Annotated in this window: 20 protein-coding genes; 6 read left to right on the top strand and 14 right to left on the bottom strand. The window is 58.2% G+C overall.

Features of this window, described 5'->3' with window-relative positions; translation table 11 throughout:
* Positions 1 to 14: 14 nt before the first annotated feature.
* Positions 15 to 1,334, bottom strand: a complete 1,320-nt coding sequence (locus PL263_RS19135) for a hypothetical protein (protein WP_278210875.1) — start codon at positions 1,332 to 1,334, stop codon at positions 15 to 17.
* A gap of 196 nt (positions 1,335 to 1,530) precedes the next feature.
* Here PL263_RS19135 and PL263_RS19130 point away from each other — a divergent pair, with 196 nt between their 5' ends.
* The 6 genes from PL263_RS19130 to PL263_RS19100 all read left to right on the top strand — a co-directional run bounded on the left by PL263_RS19130 (position 1,531) and on the right by PL263_RS19100 (position 6,134).
* Positions 1,531 to 2,037 (top strand): ProQ/FinO family protein, encoded by a 507-nt coding sequence (locus tag PL263_RS19130; RefSeq protein ID WP_278210874.1) that lies wholly within the window; start codon positions 1,531 to 1,533, stop codon positions 2,035 to 2,037.
* Between the two features lie 18 nt (positions 2,038 to 2,055).
* Positions 2,056 to 3,381, top strand: a complete 1,326-nt coding sequence (locus tag PL263_RS19125) for an MFS transporter (protein ID WP_278210873.1) — start codon at positions 2,056 to 2,058, stop codon at positions 3,379 to 3,381.
* A complete protein-coding gene (locus PL263_RS19120; RefSeq protein WP_278210872.1) occupies positions 3,365 to 3,964 on the top strand; it encodes a DUF2799 domain-containing protein in 600 nt (199 codons plus the stop codon). The genes PL263_RS19125 and PL263_RS19120 overlap by 17 nt, the downstream gene beginning before the upstream one ends.
* 329 nt (positions 3,965 to 4,293) lie before the next feature.
* Positions 4,294 to 4,788 (top strand): HNH endonuclease, encoded by a 495-nt coding sequence (locus PL263_RS19115; RefSeq protein WP_278210871.1) that lies wholly within the window; start codon positions 4,294 to 4,296, stop codon positions 4,786 to 4,788.
* Positions 4,789 to 4,893: 105 nt separating this feature from the next.
* Entirely contained in the window at positions 4,894 to 5,496 is a 603-nt protein-coding gene (locus PL263_RS19110) for a hypothetical protein (protein ID WP_278210870.1), read from the top strand.
* A 359-nt stretch (positions 5,497 to 5,855) separates the two neighbouring features.
* On the top strand, positions 5,856 to 6,134 hold the full coding sequence (locus PL263_RS19100; RefSeq protein ID WP_278210869.1) for a DUF2442 domain-containing protein: 279 nt from the start codon (positions 5,856 to 5,858) through the stop codon (positions 6,132 to 6,134).
* Positions 6,135 to 6,218: 84 nt separating this feature from the next.
* Here the strand turns inward: PL263_RS19100 and PL263_RS19095 are convergent, their stop codons facing one another.
* From PL263_RS19095 to nifN, 13 genes are all read right to left on the bottom strand, one after another.
* On the bottom strand, positions 6,219 to 6,968 hold the full coding sequence (locus tag PL263_RS19095) for a YdcF family protein (RefSeq protein WP_278210868.1): 750 nt from the start codon (positions 6,966 to 6,968) through the stop codon (positions 6,219 to 6,221).
* A gap of 63 nt (positions 6,969 to 7,031) precedes the next feature.
* On the bottom strand, positions 7,032 to 8,045 hold the full coding sequence (locus PL263_RS19090; RefSeq protein WP_278210867.1) for a tryptophan--tRNA ligase: 1,014 nt from the start codon (positions 8,043 to 8,045) through the stop codon (positions 7,032 to 7,034).
* 105 nt (positions 8,046 to 8,150) lie between these two features.
* On the bottom strand, positions 8,151 to 9,419 hold the full coding sequence (locus PL263_RS19085; protein WP_278210866.1) for a (Fe-S)-binding protein: 1,269 nt from the start codon (positions 9,417 to 9,419) through the stop codon (positions 8,151 to 8,153).
* Between the two features lies 1 nt (position 9,420).
* Positions 9,421 to 9,870, bottom strand: a complete 450-nt coding sequence (locus PL263_RS19080) for a hypothetical protein (protein WP_278210865.1) — start codon at positions 9,868 to 9,870, stop codon at positions 9,421 to 9,423.
* A gap of 3 nt (positions 9,871 to 9,873) precedes the next feature.
* A complete protein-coding gene (locus tag PL263_RS19075) occupies positions 9,874 to 10,836 on the bottom strand; it encodes a DUF364 domain-containing protein (RefSeq protein WP_140911757.1) in 963 nt (320 codons plus the stop codon).
* Between the two features lie 9 nt (positions 10,837 to 10,845).
* Entirely contained in the window at positions 10,846 to 11,223 is a 378-nt protein-coding gene (locus PL263_RS19070) for a hypothetical protein (protein ID WP_140911756.1), read from the bottom strand.
* Complete coding sequence (locus tag PL263_RS19065; protein ID WP_278210864.1) at positions 11,220 to 11,726, bottom strand: hypothetical protein; 507 nt, start codon at positions 11,724 to 11,726, stop codon at positions 11,220 to 11,222. The genes PL263_RS19070 and PL263_RS19065 overlap by 4 nt, the downstream gene beginning before the upstream one ends.
* A gap of 3 nt (positions 11,727 to 11,729) precedes the next feature.
* Positions 11,730 to 12,053, bottom strand: a complete 324-nt coding sequence (locus tag PL263_RS19060; RefSeq protein ID WP_140911754.1) for a (2Fe-2S) ferredoxin domain-containing protein — start codon at positions 12,051 to 12,053, stop codon at positions 11,730 to 11,732.
* A gap of 629 nt (positions 12,054 to 12,682) precedes the next feature.
* Positions 12,683 to 12,994: a ferredoxin III, nif-specific gene (gene fdxB, locus PL263_RS19055; RefSeq protein ID WP_140911753.1), complete on the bottom strand. Its 312-nt coding sequence runs from the start codon at positions 12,992 to 12,994 to the stop codon at positions 12,683 to 12,685.
* A gap of 8 nt (positions 12,995 to 13,002) precedes the next feature.
* Positions 13,003 to 13,218 (bottom strand): CCE_0567 family metalloprotein, encoded by a 216-nt coding sequence (locus PL263_RS19050; RefSeq protein ID WP_278210863.1) that lies wholly within the window; start codon positions 13,216 to 13,218, stop codon positions 13,003 to 13,005.
* Between the two features lie 8 nt (positions 13,219 to 13,226).
* The gene (locus PL263_RS19045) at positions 13,227 to 13,700 is read right to left on the bottom strand and encodes a NifX-associated nitrogen fixation protein (protein ID WP_140911751.1); all 474 of its coding nucleotides are present in this window, start codon (positions 13,698 to 13,700) and stop codon (positions 13,227 to 13,229) included.
* Between the two features lie 472 nt (positions 13,701 to 14,172).
* Positions 14,173 to 14,604 carry a nitrogen fixation protein NifX gene (gene nifX / locus PL263_RS19040; RefSeq protein ID WP_278210862.1) on the bottom strand — a complete coding sequence of 144 codons (432 nt, stop codon included), beginning with the start codon at positions 14,602 to 14,604 and terminating at the stop codon, positions 14,173 to 14,175.
* 44 nt (positions 14,605 to 14,648) lie between these two features.
* On the bottom strand, positions 14,649 to 16,046 hold the full coding sequence (gene nifN / locus PL263_RS19035; protein ID WP_278210861.1) for a nitrogenase iron-molybdenum cofactor biosynthesis protein NifN: 1,398 nt from the start codon (positions 16,044 to 16,046) through the stop codon (positions 14,649 to 14,651).
* Positions 16,047 to 16,053: the final 7 nt, after the last annotated feature.

The following is a 16,053-nucleotide window of genomic DNA, read 5'->3' as shown; positions in this document are numbered from 1 at the left end:
CCGGCCGCGGCCGGTTAACGCGTCTTTAACGAACCGCTGCGTCCTAACCAGGGATTGGATTTTTCCTGCAACCACGCCTGGGCGAACGCATCGTTTTTAACGATCATGTCCAAAAACGCGGTTGTGGTGCCGATGACGGCGGCAACGTGTTTATAGCCCTGCTCCCGCCGGACTTCTTCACTGCGGGAACTGCCGAACCAGGAACTGCTGCCGCCCGGCGGTCCACCCGCGCCACCGCGACGGCGACCGCCTCCAATCGGAGGCTCTCCAGCCATCGCCGCGTCACTGCGCCGGTCCGCCGCTGCGAAACGGCCGCCCGGTTCCGACCCCGCCAGTACCTTATGCCCACCATCCTGCAACAGTAATAAGTATTTGCCGCCGGCCGGCGCGTATTCCCACAAAGCGGTTCTGACCGGCGCCGAGCTGATCGCATACGGATCGTTGTCTTCGCTACCGGTAACGCTCAACATCGGCAAGGATAACTTTTGAAACCGGCCGCGCACTTGGCCTTCGGCCAAATCCACCGACGGACTCAACACGATGGCCGCAAGCGGCTGCAAATCGCCGCGGTCAGGCATATCGGCTGCGAACGCTTCTCCGGCGGCAGCGGAAACGGTTTGCCCGCCCAAATCGTAACCGGCCAAAACCACTTTGGAAAAATCCGCCGCGGCAAATACCGGCACGTGCATCTCGGCCCGGAGTTTCAGTTGCCGATAAGCCCAATACAAATGCCCGAGCCGGCTCTTTAAACGCTCCGGCGCAAAATATTGATGGCCGACGTAATGCAATTCGCTGCTGCGCGCGGAACGCGATTGCCGCGGCCGTTTTTCGCCGAACCAGGAGTCGCCGCCGGGTTCCCGCGCCGGCGGGCTTTCTGCGTCCAGTTCCTCGACCGGGCCGAAGGCATCTTCGTCCGGCAGGTCGAACTTACGCTCGGCTTCCAATTGTTTCAACGCCTGGGCGATTTCCACCGGCTGTAAGCTGAATACCGCATAGCCGGCCTTGACCCAATTTTCCCGCCACAACTTACCGGCCCTTGCGTCTTCGCCGATACTGGGCAGATAAATCACCAGCGGATAACGGCCCGGCATTTTCGGCGCAAGCATTTCCACATCCAGCTCGACGCCGTCGTGCACCCACAGATCGTGCGCCGAATCCAGCTCGAAACTGCCAGCCGGTTGGTAGGCACCGGAGCGAAGCATTTGGTCCAGTTTTGCCGTTTGATCTTCCATATCCGGCAGCGACGGACGGGACGAACAGGCACCGAGCATGGTCAGGAGTGCAGTTGCCAAAACCAGGCGAAATTCTGGAGAAAACTTCGAAAAAACGGACATCGGTGTGAAACTCCGGCGCGGGTAGCATAAAAAGATCCAAGTCATAGTCTCAAGTATGCCCAAAATAAAGTAAATCGCCGTCTGCCGAATGTAAAAATAAATTAAGCCGCAAACCGCTGCCATTCAGCCGGATCAATGCCGAAATAAACCGCATGAAATGCGCGGCAAATTTCACCGCCGCCCGCATCGTTGTACAATGCGCGTTTTTCAGTACATTATCGGTTTGCGTATGGGCTTCGAACAATTAGCATCGCTGCGGGATCAACTGGCGCAACAGGCCGCCGCCGAAAAAGCGAAAAAGCAAGAGCAGAAAAAGCAACACCAAGCGCCAAGCGCGGACGTCGACCCGGTCGTGCAAACCATCGGCCAGTTGCAGAAACGTTTTCCGGCCATCTTCCCGAAAAGCCCCAACCCGAAAGTCCCGCTCAAAATCGGCATCCACAACGACTTGGTCGAACAGTCCGAACAACTCGGCATCGCCAAGGAAGCCTTGTTAGAAGCGATCAAAACCTGGTGTACCGGCAACCGCTATTGGGCCTGCATGGTCGAAGGCGCGATTCGGGTCGATCTGAACGGTAACGAAGCCGGCCGCGTCACCAAAGACAACGCCACCCAGGCGCAACGGCTGAAATACCGGTCGCAGAAAAAAAAGCCGAAAAAAGCCGCAGCCAAACCCGCTCAGCCAGCTCCCGCCGTCGAATAAGGCCGACCAGGCGCAGGGATGGAATCTTTCGCCGCACTTCCGCCCGCCAATCCTACGCTGTCGCACCGGCAGCGCCTGCGTTACATTTTGAGCGGCTCCGCCGGCAATCTGGTCGAATATTTCGACTGGGCCATCTACGCCGCCTTCGCCCTGTACTTTGCCCCGCTGTTCTTTCCGGAAGGCGACCAGACCGCGCAATTGCTGAATAACGCCGCGGTATTCGCCGTCGGCTTCGTGTTCCGCCCGCTGGGCGGCTGGCTGCTCGGCAGTCTGGCGGACCGCAAAGGCCGCAAGAGCGCGCTGCTGTTATCCGTGAGTCTGATGTGCCTGGGCTCGTTGATCATCGCCTGCGCGCCGGGTTACGCCGAAATCGGCAACTGGGCGCCGGCTCTGCTGCTGTTTGCCCGCATGCTGCAAGGCTTCAGTATCGGCGGCGAATACGGCAGCTCGGCCACCTACCTCAGCGAAATGGCCGGCGCCAAGCACCGCGGTTACTATTCCAGCTTTCAATACGTGACCATCGTGCTCGGCCAGTTGCTGGCCCTGGGATTATTGATGCTGCTGCAACGCTACCTGTTAAGCAGCGAACAACTGCACGCCTGGGGCTGGCGGATTCCGTTCGTCGTCGGCGGCACCCTGGCCGTGCTCGCACTCTGGCTGCGCGGCAACATGGCCGAAACTAGCGCCTTTGCCAATTCCCGCCAGCACCCCGGCCGCCGGACCGCATTGCGGGAACTGGCGCGCCACCCGCGCGCGGTCTTCACCGTCGTCGCCCTGACGGCCGGCGGCACCGTGTCCTACTACACCTTTACCGTGTACATGCAAAAATTTCTGGTCAACACCAGCGGCTTCAGCAAAGACGACGCCACGCTGATCTGCAGCCTGGGCCTGTTGGGGTTCATGGCGCTCCAACCGATCTTCGGCCTGATTTCCGATTACGTCGGCCGCCGCACGCTGCTGATCGGTTTCGGCATCGGCGCCAGCCTATGCACCACGCCGCTACTGTCGTTGCTGGCGCAGGCGCGCAGCGTCGAAACCGCATTGGCCTGGTACCTGTGCGCGTTACTGATCACCTCCGGCTACTCGTCGGTCAACGCCATCGTCAAAGCCGAATTGTTTCCGGTCCAGATTCGCGCCCTGGGTGTCGGTTTTCCGTATGCGCTGACCGTAGCCCTGTTCGGCGGCAGCGCCGAATATCTGGCCTTATGGCTGAAAAGCCAGGGCCACCCGGATTGGTTCGGTTATTACGTCAGCGGCTGCGCCGCACTGGCATTGTGCGTTGCCGTAACCATGAAAGAGCCGCTGCGCGACTCGGCACTGGACCGCGATGAAGCCGCCGCTTAAATTGATCCGCCGCCGATTCCGCCGCAGCGTTTACCTGGCGGCGGCTTTACTTGGTTTATTGTTTGATTCCGGTTGCGCCAGCCTGAGCCGGGAAGACTGCCTGCGCGGCGACTGGTTCGGCGTCGGCATACGCGACGGTCTCGGCGGCGAGCCCGGCGCTCGGCTGGCCGACCACGCCGACGCCTGCCGCGAACACGGCATCGTCGTCGACCAAGCAGCTTATTTCGCCGGCCGCGACCAAGGGCTGCGCGATTATTGCCGGCTGGACAACGCGTTCACCGAAGGCCTCAACGGCCGCGGCTACCAACACGTCTGTCCACCGGCCATCGACAGCCAATTTGCCCGTTACAACGCTGCGGCCTATGCGGTGTACGAAGACCGCAACGAACTGGACCAGCTGCAAAGCGACTTGTCCGACAAGGAAAGCCGTTTGCGCGACAGCAAATTGACCGACAAAGAGCGCGACCGACTGCGCAGCGAACTGCGAGACCTGGACCGCCACTACGATCACCACCGCCAAGACCTGTACTTCCACGAACGGCAACTCGACGACATGCGCCGGGAGCTTTCCGGCTATCGTTGAAGCGGATTGCAACGCGGCGGGAATAATCGGGCCATTGGGTTAACTATTTCGCTTGCCGGCGAGTCCCGTTGCGGTCAATCCTGCGAAGTGGTTGAATGGCGGCCAAATGGCTATTCCCGAACATCGTTTCGAATCGACGAAGATAGACAGACAGGAAAATCCGATGCTGACCAACTAGTTACAGTGAAAATAAACATCAGCTTGGTGATATACGGAAACCACTTAATTACTAGTTAGACATCGCAAGCCCTATGCCAAAGCGTAAGCCATTTCCGAAGGACTCTGTGTGTAAGCCTTGCTGGGAGCTGAAGTACTGCCCTTACGGTCCGATGGTCGAGTACTTTACGTTTGCCGACGTTCGGGAATCCCAGGCAGAAGTCGAAGGCCGTTACAACGACCACTTGATGTCGCTCGCAAACGGCAAGTCAAAGACCGAGGAAGACATCTGGGACGACATCCGAATGCTTCACCTATGGCGTCCATGGGTTGCAGAACAACTCAGGGAGTACGAGCCAGAGGACATCACCTGCAAAGTGTTCGGACATTCATGCCCGGTCTTCTTCGTCCAGAGCGGCGGAACCGAAACAAAGGAGTCGCGGCCCGAAGGTCGCTCGGTCCCACGCAATGTCATGCTCAAGGTAGTCCGTCGAGACAATCACACTTGCCAGCTATGCCACGCTCACGTTCCTGACGATGAAATTGAGTTTGATCACATCATTCCGTTTTCGCGGGGAGGTGCAACGACAGTGGAGAACATTCGCTTGCTCTGCCGCTCATGCAACCGCAAGAAGTCCAATGCGCTAGGAGAGCTTCTTGGTCGGTAAAGCGACGTCTGACCCTGCGTTCGAGGCGACCTGCGCGAAAAGCCGCGCAGACGACTCAACTCCGCGTTGGACGTCACGAACCTATTTCCACAATCTGATAATGCAATGAAACATCCGAGCCATTCCGACCTTTCCTTCAATCTTGCGTGGCAGTTCACTGACATCTTGCCTGGCTCCTTTGAGCGCGCTCGAGAAGCCGTCGCTGGAAAAAAGTTCCCTATCCTTGGACCGCGCCCTGACGCCGGCCCAAGGACACAACCTTTATCGAATCGGAACGTGAAGGGTCCGTACCTGTATGCCGTGTACAGCCAAACGGGCGAAATCCGCTACGTGGGAAAGGCTCTGGAGAAGACAGTTCTGTATCGATGGATACGTCCGGACAATCGAACTGGGCAGCATTACTGGTCTCACGGAACCACGAGCGGCACCAAGAAGGCGACCATTGAGTTCATTGCCGAAGAGCTATTGGCCGGCTGCAAGCCCGTCGCTCTCTATTTTGCTGGCTACAGCCAGCTCGTTTCCTTGGTCCAGAAGCGAGCAACTGCGATCGGAATCAACAGCCAAGAAATTGCAGCTATTCCGGCCGAGCAATTCGCCGAGCAGCTCGAGAACTACCTGATTTACACCCTACAGCCACCTTGGAATAGTAGAGGCAAGACCTCACCTCCGAACGGGATCCTCGCCAAATGCGGCGATTACTGGAAGTGATGTCCAACAAGGCGCTCAAAGGGACGCTCCTAACGTCGCGCCCCTTAGCTTTACGTTGGGCAAACAAATAAAGGAGCCCAGTGTGCCAACAATTTCGATGTTCTACGGAATCCTGATCTTGATGTATTTCTACGACAACAAGAAACACAGCGCTCCTCATATCCATGCTGAGTAGGTGAATACGAGGCGACGATAGCCATTGAGGATGGTTCAGTCCTTGATGGCAGTTTACCGCCAGCAAAAATGAAGCTGGTACAAGCGTGGATAGAAATTCACCGAGAAGACTTAATGGCAGATTGAAAATTGGCCGTTTCTGGCGAACCAGTCTTCAAAATTGACCCATTGCGATAGAGTGTTCCATGGATAAGATCGTAAAAGCCATTCCTCTCGATAATTATCGGATTGAGATTCAGACAACTAGCGGTATTTCCGGCATTTTTGATGTCAAGCCCTACCTGGGAGGGAGTGCATTCAAAGAGCTTTTGAACGAATCATATTTTCGCTTGGTTCACCCGCGACATCATGGTATTGCTTGGCCGAATGAACAGGACTTCAGTGCGGATACCATTATCTATGACATCCAAAATGCCCAACAAAACGCTCCAGCAGACACCGTTACCGCTCTGCCGCCGAGCTAATCGCTAGCCGTTAAACACTATCCGGGTTCCCACGGTCCACCGTGGGAACCCATACTGCATGAAAGCTGCTGTGCATGCACCCAATCAATACCGAATCCGATACCAAACCATCCCGACCGCTTCGTGGGCCAGCAGGAAAAGGTTGGCCCAGGCCGACGGCGACGGTAGCCAGTCCGGGAAGCGAGGGTCGCCGTTGCGGCCGATGAAGGCGGTCGGTGCCGGCAAGACGTTAAAGCCGGCTTGGCGGAACGCCATCAACGCCCGCGGCATGTGGTAGGCCTGCGTTACCAGCACGATGTCGTTTATGCCGTATTGGCTCAGCAAGTCCCAGCTGAAGCGGGCGTTTTCGGCGGTGTTGCGGCTGTCGCGCTCCTGCCAGGCCACCGGGGTTTTGAATTCCTGGTCCAATATCGCCGCCATCAGGTCGGCTTCGGCCACATCGTCCGCCGCCAGCGCGCCGCCGCCGGAAACCAATACCGGCAAGCCCAGTTCCCAGGCCAGTTTGGCGGCATAGCGCAGACGCAGCAGATTGCGCGGATGTAAGGTGATTTGGCCGGGATATTCCGGCGTGTCGAATTGCAGGCCGCCGCCGATGACGACTAGTGCGCCGGGTTTGAAGGTTGCGGCAGCATTGGCCGGCAGCGGCGGCACCCGTTCCCAACACTGCGCCAAACGGTTGACGACGATGGGCAGACTCAGCAACCACAGCAAAACCAAACTCGTCAGCGCCATGCTCCGCCCCCATTTGCGTTTGTCGGCCAGCACCCCGACCAGCGCCAAAACCAGCAGTAAAACCGGCGGCAACAACAGCGACTGCAGCGCATAAACCAGCATGGCGGCTATCCTAGCCTAGGCCGGTTGCGCCGGGTTAAACCGCAAACCGCCGGGCAAAGCTGCCTAGCCGGCCAAGCCGGAAATGCCGACCGCTGCGCGCAATTGCTGAATGAACGGCCGGCTGATGGCGCGGGCTTTTTCGGCGCCTTCCTGCAATTGCTGTTCGATATGTTCCGGCGCCGCTATCAAGGCTTCGTAACGCTCGCGGGCCGGGGCGATTTCGTCGTTGATTTTCTCGAACAATACCTGCTTCATCTCGCCCCAGCCGATGCCTTCGGCATAACGCTGGCGAATCGAGTCCACTTCGTGGTGGTTGGCAAAGGCCTGGTAAATACCGAACAGCGTGCAGCCTTCTGGATCTTTCGGTTCGCCCGGTTCCAGCGAGTTGGTTTTGATCTTGTTGATCAATTTGCGCAGTTTCTTTTCCGGCTCGAACAACGGAATCGTATTGTTGTAGCTCTTGCTCATTTTGCGGCCGTCCAGGCCCAGCAAGGTCGCGGCATTTTCTTCCAGCACCGCTTCCGGCAACGCGAAATGTTCGCCGTAGATATGGTTGAAGCGGGCGGCGATGTCGCGGGCCATTTCGATATGCTGGATTTGGTCCTTGCCGACCGGCACCTTGTTGGCATTGAACATCAAAATATCGGCGGCCATCAAAATCGGATAGCTGAACAGGCCCATCGTGATGCCCTTGTCCGGATCGTTGCCTTCGGCTTCCTCGTTCTCGGCGACGGCGGCTTTGTAAGCGTGAGCCCGGTTCATCAAGCCCTTGGCGGTGACGCAGGTCAGCATCCAGGTCAGTTCCAGAATTTCCGGCACGTCGGATTGGCGGTAAAACACCGCATTCGAGGTATCCAGCCCCAGCGCCAGCCAGGTGGCGGCGATTTCCAGGCTGGATTGCTTGACCCGGGCCGGCTCGTTGCATTTGATCAGCGCATGGTAATCGGCCAGGAAATAAAACGGCCGGACCTGTTCGTCTTTGCTGGCCTTGATCGCCGGCCGGATGGCCCCGGCGTAATTGCCCAAATGCGGCGTGCCGGTGGTGGTGATGCCGGTAAGAACGATGGATTTAGTCATACTGCTGCCTGCGCTATCGAAATGAAAAAGTGGCGCGATTTTACACAAATCGCCGGGGATAGTCAGGCTCGACGCCTGCGGCGAGGCAGGCGGGGCCGCGGTTGGTCAGATCCGGTCGGCCAGCAGCCGAATCGGATGCATCAGTTTGCGGTCGGTTTCGCCGCGCTCGGCGTTCAGAAAAAACGCGCAACCGAAATTGGTGCTGACGGCGATATCGGCGCCGCAACCGGCGATGGCCTGGCGCTTTAGCGTTTTTAGTTGCCCGGCATTTTCCGGATGGCTCAACATATAACTGCCGCCGGCACCGCAGCAGGTGTGGTTGTCCGGCAAGGCTTCGATATTCACGCTGGGGATTTTCGCCAACAAGGCATAAACCGCCTTGGCGTTTTTCAAGACGTTACGCTGGCTGCACGGTTCGTGCACCGCGATATTCAGGTTGGATGCCGCCGGCTGAAGCTGGTCCGGCCAATGTTCCAGCAAAAACTCATTGATGTCGCGCAAACTGCGGGTGAACCAGCCGGAGGTTTCGCTATCAGCGCCCTGGTATTCGGTTAGCATCGCCCCGCAACCGCTGGCCAGATACACCACCGCCTCGACTTCCAGCTCGTAAAACGTGGCGATATTGTTTTCGATCAGTGCCTCAGCCGAGCGGCCGTTATGCTGGTGGATCGCGCCGCAGCAGCCCTGGCCTTCCGGCACCACCACCTCGTAGCCGACCGCATTGAGTAGTTTGATCGCCGCCCGCAGCGTGGCGCGGTCGAAATTTTCGGCCAGACAACCGGTAAACAAGGCGACGCGGCCGCGTTGGCGGGCGCGTTTACTCACAGGAAAAACTCCGGCTAAACCGCCGAGCGCCGGCTCGCAGACTAGGCGCTCGGCGGCCGCCAGATTCAGTTTTTGCAACAGGCCGCTCGCCCGCAACGGCTTTTGCAGGCCCGAACGCAAATATAGGGTAAGCAACGGCAACAAGCTGCGCCGCCAGTTTTTGTGTTCGATCAGACGCAGCGCCAATCCGGCAAGCCAGGACGACGGCTGCAATTGCGTCAGTTTGTGCCGCGCCAGGTCGAACAGTTCGCCGTATTTCATCCGGCTTGGACACACGGTTTCGCAGGCCCGGCATTGCAGGCAGTTATCCAGATGGGTACGTTCGTCGGCGCTGAGCGCTTCGTCGCGCAACACTTTTTCGATGCTGCGAATCCGCTGGCGCGGGGTTTCGGCGTCGGTTTGGGTCAAACGGTAGGTCGGGCAGCCGGTCACGCACATGCCGCAGCGCATGCAGTCCTGCGCCTCCGGAATATACGGGCCGGTGTTGGTCGAAAACGATGCGCCGCTATCCTCGCCGGAATCCAGGCCAAAATCCATGTAATCGAACACGCTAACCCTCCATCATCGTTTCGTAGGCGCGGCGCAGCAACTCCATCTCGGCCGGCGGCCGGCCGCGCAGTTCGGGTAAGGTGCGCATCCGGCAATCCAGGCTTTGCATCAACCGGTGCGGCGGATCGAGCAGTTTAAAGCGGGCGATGTAGACGGTGACGATGCCGCCGGGGGTGTCGACCGACTGCTTGTAGCCGGCTTCGGCCTGCAGCAAATCGGCCTCGAAGCCCATCAGCTTAGTGATAGCATTGACCAGCGTTGCCGGATGCACGGTCAAACCGGCCGCTTCGCCGCTGTCCTGGTCCAGTGCGGATGATAGCGCCGGCAGCGGTTGCGGAAAACAGACGCTGCCGTTGGCTTGCTGGGCGAATAAAGTCAAAGCGCTGATGTCGCCCTTGTATAACAGCAGCAACCGGTGCCGCTCGAAGTGTTCCGGTACAGCCAAGGTCATACGTTATCCGGCGGCATAGTTGTCCCATAACGATTTAAAACTGGTATCCAAGCGCGACAAACGACCGTTCAATTGGTCGAGCAGCGAATACTGCGGAAATCGGGCTTTGTTGCCGGCGTCGTACCATTGCTGCATCGCCGTGGTCAGTTGCGACTTTTCGGCAAAACAATCGGCGATTTGCTGCTTCAGCCAACTGATGCTGCGTTGCGGCGCCAGCTCGGCAATCCGGTAGCGCAAGCCGTTATGGAAAATCCGTACCCCGCCGCCCTGAGCCGCGGTGTGGTACAGCGCTTGCGGGTCGACGACTTCGACGCCGGCCAGATAATCGATGCCGAACTCGTGCAATTGCGGCAACCAGGGCACGGTCGGCCCCATCAAAACCGTGGTGGCATGAGAGGCCAGTTCGGTCAGGCGCGGGAAGGTCTTGTTGGTGATGCTGCTGCCGGTCAGAAACACCCAGTCGGCCTGCGGCAACAAAAACTCGCACGCCGAGTCCGGCAGATCGGACGCCGTCGGCTGCCGCTCCAGCACCGTCAGCAACATTTTGTCCTGGTAGCGCTCGATGCCGGGATAGCGGCCGATTACCACCACGTGCTTCCCCTGCAACTGCGGCAGAAAATAATCGAACACCGCCAGATTGGCGTGTTCGCCATGGCAATCCAGCGCCACCGATTCCGGCAACGGCCGGGCATTGATGCAACTGTTGATCGCTGCCATCGCCACGGTGGCCTTGAACGGGTCCCACTCGGTAATCCAGGCCGCCAGATCGGTGACCGGCTTGCCGACCAAGGTCCCCGACCAGGTCAAGGTGCGCGTGGCGAGGCCGGGGCTCATCGCCAGACCGGCCGTGGCCTTGCCCTGACTTTGGCATATGGTCCAGACCAGGCCGATCATCAAATTGTCCACCACGGCATCGCTGCTGCAATAGTCCAACAGCAATTCGTACAAGCGTTTGGGATTTGCCATAGCGCCTCCTTATTGCGGAGTTTCCAACAATTTTGCTTCGGTTTTGATGTTGTCCTGCCGGCCCCAGGCGTTGATGGCCTCGACGAACCAGAGCTTCTTGGTCGGGTGCGGCTTTACCACGTCGTATTCGGCGTAAAAACTGCCGTCGCCGTGGAATTTGATCTGGCCGATGCGCTGTTTGCCGGCGTTATACCAATAACCCACCAAATCCCGGCTTTGGGTAAACGGATCGGTGACCAGACTGAACACCGCGGCATCGAAATCCGGCAAACTCAGATCGGTCTGCAGCGGAAAACCCAGTTTGACGATGTTCTCGGTCATGCGCTGGCATACCGCCTTACCGAAGCTGCGTTTGGCTTCGACTTGTTGTTGCAATTCTTCGCTCATGCCGCATCCTCCGCCAAGGCCTCGGCCAAATGCATGATCACCGAACCGCCGGAACGGTCCAGCGGATCCAGTTGCCGCAGCACCGCCAGCACCAGCCGCGCCTCGTCCTCCAATTGCCGGCGCAGGCGAATGAAGCCCAGCGCTTTCAAACTGTACAGATAAAACAGGCAGACGTCGCTGGCATACATATCCCACTGCCCGGCTTCGGCCGCCAATTGCCGATAATCGGCCGGAAACCCGCCTTGGCGCGCCGATTCCGCCAGCGCCGCCAAAGCCTCGCGCTCGGCCTCGGCCAGCCGGCCCTGGTAGAAATAAAACTTGTACAGCGCGAAATAGGTCTGCAGGCAGGCCGGATCGAGCTGTTGCGCCTGTTGGAAGTACTTTTCCGCCAGCGGTTTATCGGCATGGCTGGCCGCCACGGCCATTTGCAGCAGCTTGTTCACCGCCTCGGGCACATCCGGGCTAAATAGCACCCTCTCTTCCAGAAACGCCACTCCGGTCATGGCTTACCAGACCTCGGCCGGCACTTGCAGCGCCTCGACCGGCGCACCGCCCAACAAATGCTGGTCGATGATGGTCTTGACGTCGTCTTTGGTGACTTTGCCGTACATGACGCCTTCCGGATAGACCAGCACGCTCGGGCCGAGCATGCATGGCCCCATGCAACCGGTGTTGGTCAGACCGATTTTCTCGAACAGATTCCGGGCCTGGATCTGGTTCATGAACTCGTTCATCACCTCGGCGCAACCGCTGGCCGAGCAGGACCCGCGCGGATGGCCTTGCGGACGGGCTTGAGTACAGACGAATACGTGTTTTTCGGGGCGTGGCATGATAGCTTTCCTTTTTTAAGATAAAAAAATTGGTGTCGCTATCGCGACGTGGATTTGAGTGTCGGTTCTCGGACCGACAACCGAGATACTTTTCTTTGCTTGTCCAAAGAAAAGTATCCAAAAGAAACGACACCCGGATTTCGCCCTTATCCTGCGCTTCTCATTTTTTGCAGGGGTTGGCGAAAGGGGCTTCCTGCCCCTTCGCCAACGAGCGGCATCCCTGCCGCTCCCCTTCGGGCGAATCCAGCAAAAAACTGCGATGCTCGGGGTCGAAATACGGGAGTAAAACCATCCCCAATATGAGCGGTTTTCAAAAATATCTACTGGCACTCCGACCAACTACACTGGGACGGAATTTCCCGTATGCAGCGCCGAACAACGAGGCTTTTGTAAGGATCAGCCCGCCAGGGTCGCCGCAGGGATGCGGCGCGCAGGATCAAAGCGGCATCCGGGTCGCCTTTTCTTTGGATACTTTCTTTTGGCGACACACAAATTCGTTTCGAACGAATTTGCACAGCCAAAGGCTGGCCCGTCAGGGCGAAAACCACGGATGGTTTTCGTAGCGAAAGTATCGCGGCCGCCAGCCCGCGAACCGGCATTCAATTCAGCCGTCGCGCCAGCGCCATCACCTACGCCGCAGCCTTATGCTGATGCGTAAAACAATCCTTCGGACAAACCTTGGAGCAGGCCTCGCAACCGATACAGTCGGCGGCGTTTTTCAGGCTCATCACCATACTGTTGTCGTCGTCCTCGAAATCTTCGTAGTCGTCGTCAGCCGCATCGGCCAACACCTCGTCTTTCTCGACCAGATCGAACACGTCGCGTGGGCAGACTTTGAAACAACGGCCGCAGCCGATGCAGGCGCGCTGGTTGATATCGGTCACGTAGGACGGCGTCCAAACCGTACCGCCGAAGGTCACGCCGGTTACAAATTCGCTCATCGTTCCTCCTAAGCTGAAGTGGCGCTGGCCGCCAAGAATTTCTTGTTGGCGTCGTCCCAGGCCTTGCAGGCATCGTAGGTGGCTTGTGCCACGCCCATCAGTTCGCCGTAGGCATCGGGCAACCGGTCTTCGATCAAGTCGTGCAGTACCGACGCCGCCTCGTTGGCCAGGCGTTTGTTTTTCTTCACTTCTTTTTCCAAGGCTTTAATGTCTTCGTCACTCATAAATCACCTCAAGCTTCGGCCACTTCTTTGTATTGCTCGATCAAGCTGACGGCCTTTTCCAGAATCTTCTCGGTCTTCTCGTTCAATTCTTCCAAACTGCCGAAACCGAAACGGTGCACGTCGCGCAAGACTTTATCGACCGCGATCAATTTGCCGACCAGCACCAGCGCCCGGCCGAACCCTTCGTGGGTGATGTTGATCACCGGCACCGCCATCAAGCCGGTGCGTTTTTCCGCCAGCGAGGCAATCGCGTTGTAATAGGCCTTGACCCGGGCCAACGTGATTTCGTCCGGATCGCCGACGATCGGAATCTCACGTTTACGTTCCTTGGTCATGATCAACGGATCGATGATTTTCTCTTCCGACCAGCCTTCGTAGGTATCGTAGGTATCCATCGCCCGAAGCTGCTTCAGCATTTCGACGACGATGTCGGAAGTCATCAAGGGATCGCCGGCTTCGACGACAAGTGCGGGTTGGGACATGGTGGTTCTCCTATTCAGGTTTTTTGTTTAAGTAGTCAAGCTGTCTTGGCTACCGAAAGGTATTCGTTCAATGTGTCGCTAACGCGACGTTTCTTTAACGTCGGTTCTCGGACCGACAACCGAGATACTTTCTTTTGCGTCGCCAAAAGAAAGTATCCAAAGAAAAGGCGACCCGGATGCCGCTTATTCCCTGCGCTCCTCAGGTTTGAGCGGGATTTTCCGAAGGGGCATCTCAGCCCCTGCGGAAAATGCGATGCATCCATGCATCGCCCCTACGGGCTAATCCGCTCAAACCTTCCGGTGCTCGGCGCGGCATACGGGGCTAAAACCCTCCCGAATTCTCGACACCCACAGCACTATTTACCGGCCCGGCTTTTAAGAATCTGGGCCCTTCGTGCTGCGCTCGTCGAAGCACAAGCAGGCTCTGGACAGGCTCGATACCCAAATTACATATAGGCAAATGGCTATTGCCTTATTCATCCCACCCTTCATCTTCCATCGCATTAAACCGATCCGGACTCGGTCCTTTGTGCTGGTTGATGGCCTTGGCTAGCCAAGTCGACGGGCCGGCTTTCATTTCGTGTTGCAAGTCGCCGATCAAATCCTTGATGGTGGCGCCTTCCTGAACCTTGATCGGCTGGATGCCTTGGGCCACGATCTGCTTGATCGCCGAGGCGCCGATGGCCTGGCAATAGACCGCCGCGCAACCCTCGAGCAATTGAATCTTCACCGACAATTTGTCTTCGTTACCATCCTGCGCCAGTTCGCCGAACTGGGCCGCTTCCAGCATCTCCGACTGCTCCGGGTCCACGGCATAGACCGCAAACGATCTGGCGGAACCGAAATGCTGGTTGACGTGAACCATGTCGGTGGTGGCGAAAGCGACTTTAATGGCGGTTTCCATAGGCATCCTCTGGTCTGGGGCATGCAATACCTGCATGCGGCGTGCTAATGACATGACGGCGAGCAGGTTTGGCGTTCGGTTTCCGGCTTCTGCGCGTACGGCGAGTAGTACGGTTCGATGTCCTCATGGGCGAAATTGATCACCAGATTGGCCAGATCGAACAGGGTTTGGCGAGAGCCGCGGTAGCCGATCCAGGTTTTCTGGTAGCCGCCGATGATGTCGTACAACGGAAAGCCGACCCGCAGAATCGGAATGCCCAAGCGCTCGGCACTGGCGACGGCATGCGAGTTACCGATCAACAATTGCGCCTTGCCGGCGCGGGCCAGGTTTTCCAAATCTTCGAGGTCGCCGATCTTGACGCTGACAACCGGCGTGGTCGCCAGCACCGGCGCGTTGCCGGCCGCGACCGCCGCAACCACTTCGGCGCCCATGCCGGTGACCAGATGCGCCAACGCGTTCAGTTGATCCGGATCGCCGGCAATCGCCACCCGCAATTGGCCGAGCATGAAATGGGTATCCAGCATCGCGTCCTGCAATTGCGCCCGCTGCCGTTCGACCTTGCCCGGTACCGGCATTTCGCTGATGTCGGCCAACGCGCAAATCAAGGCATCGTTGGCTTGCAGCCCGTAGAGATGGTCGAAGAAATGGCTGGGAACGCCGGTTTTTTCCTGCAACAGTTCGCCGGCTTTGCGCAGCGACGCGCCGATCACCAGCGTGGCGCGGGCCTCGCCCAGCGTTTTCAATTCCGACACCGGGGTACCGCCTATCGTCACCGGCGAAAAATCGTCGTCGGTCAAACTGCCGTCCAGCGAATCGGAAATATCCGGCACCAAAACCGGCCGTAAATTGAATTGCTCGATCAGGTCGCGCAAAGCTTCCAAATCGCCCGGCGTCAGCATCGGGCTAACCAGGACATTGACCTGGCGCTGGCGGGTTCCGGGCTTGGTGCCGGCCTGGTCGGCGTCCGGCACCAAGCTACGCACGATTTCGGTCAGCGTCGCTGCATAGCCGGTTTCGACGCAACCGGTAAAATCGGGCGTATTGACTACCACGACCGCGACATGGTCGTATTCGGGATATTTGGCGCGAAATTCGCGCAGGTTGCGCTGTACATCGCAACCCTGGGTTTCGGCCAAACCGGTGGTCAATACCGCAATCAAGGCCGGGTTGGATTTTTCGGCGATGACCCGGATGCCTTCGATCACGTTCTCATCGGCGCCCAGCACCGAACTGGCCTGGTCCATCGCTGTGGTTTGCAACGGAATCGGTTCGCGGAAATGGCGGACGAAAAACACCTTGGCAAACGCGGTGCAGCCTTGCGAGCCGTGCAGCATCGGGATGGCCCGGTCGAAACCCAGGCAGGCCAACGAGCCGCCGGTGGGTTGACTGGCTTTCAGCGGACTGACCGAGAGGGCTTTGTTGCGTTTTAAAATTTCGGCCATGGCGAAA

This window comes from Methylomonas sp. EFPC3, assembly GCF_029643245.1.
GTDB lineage: Bacteria > Pseudomonadota > Gammaproteobacteria > Methylococcales > Methylomonadaceae > Methylomonas > Methylomonas koyamae_B.
This window is presented reverse-complemented; position numbering and strand designations above follow the sequence as displayed.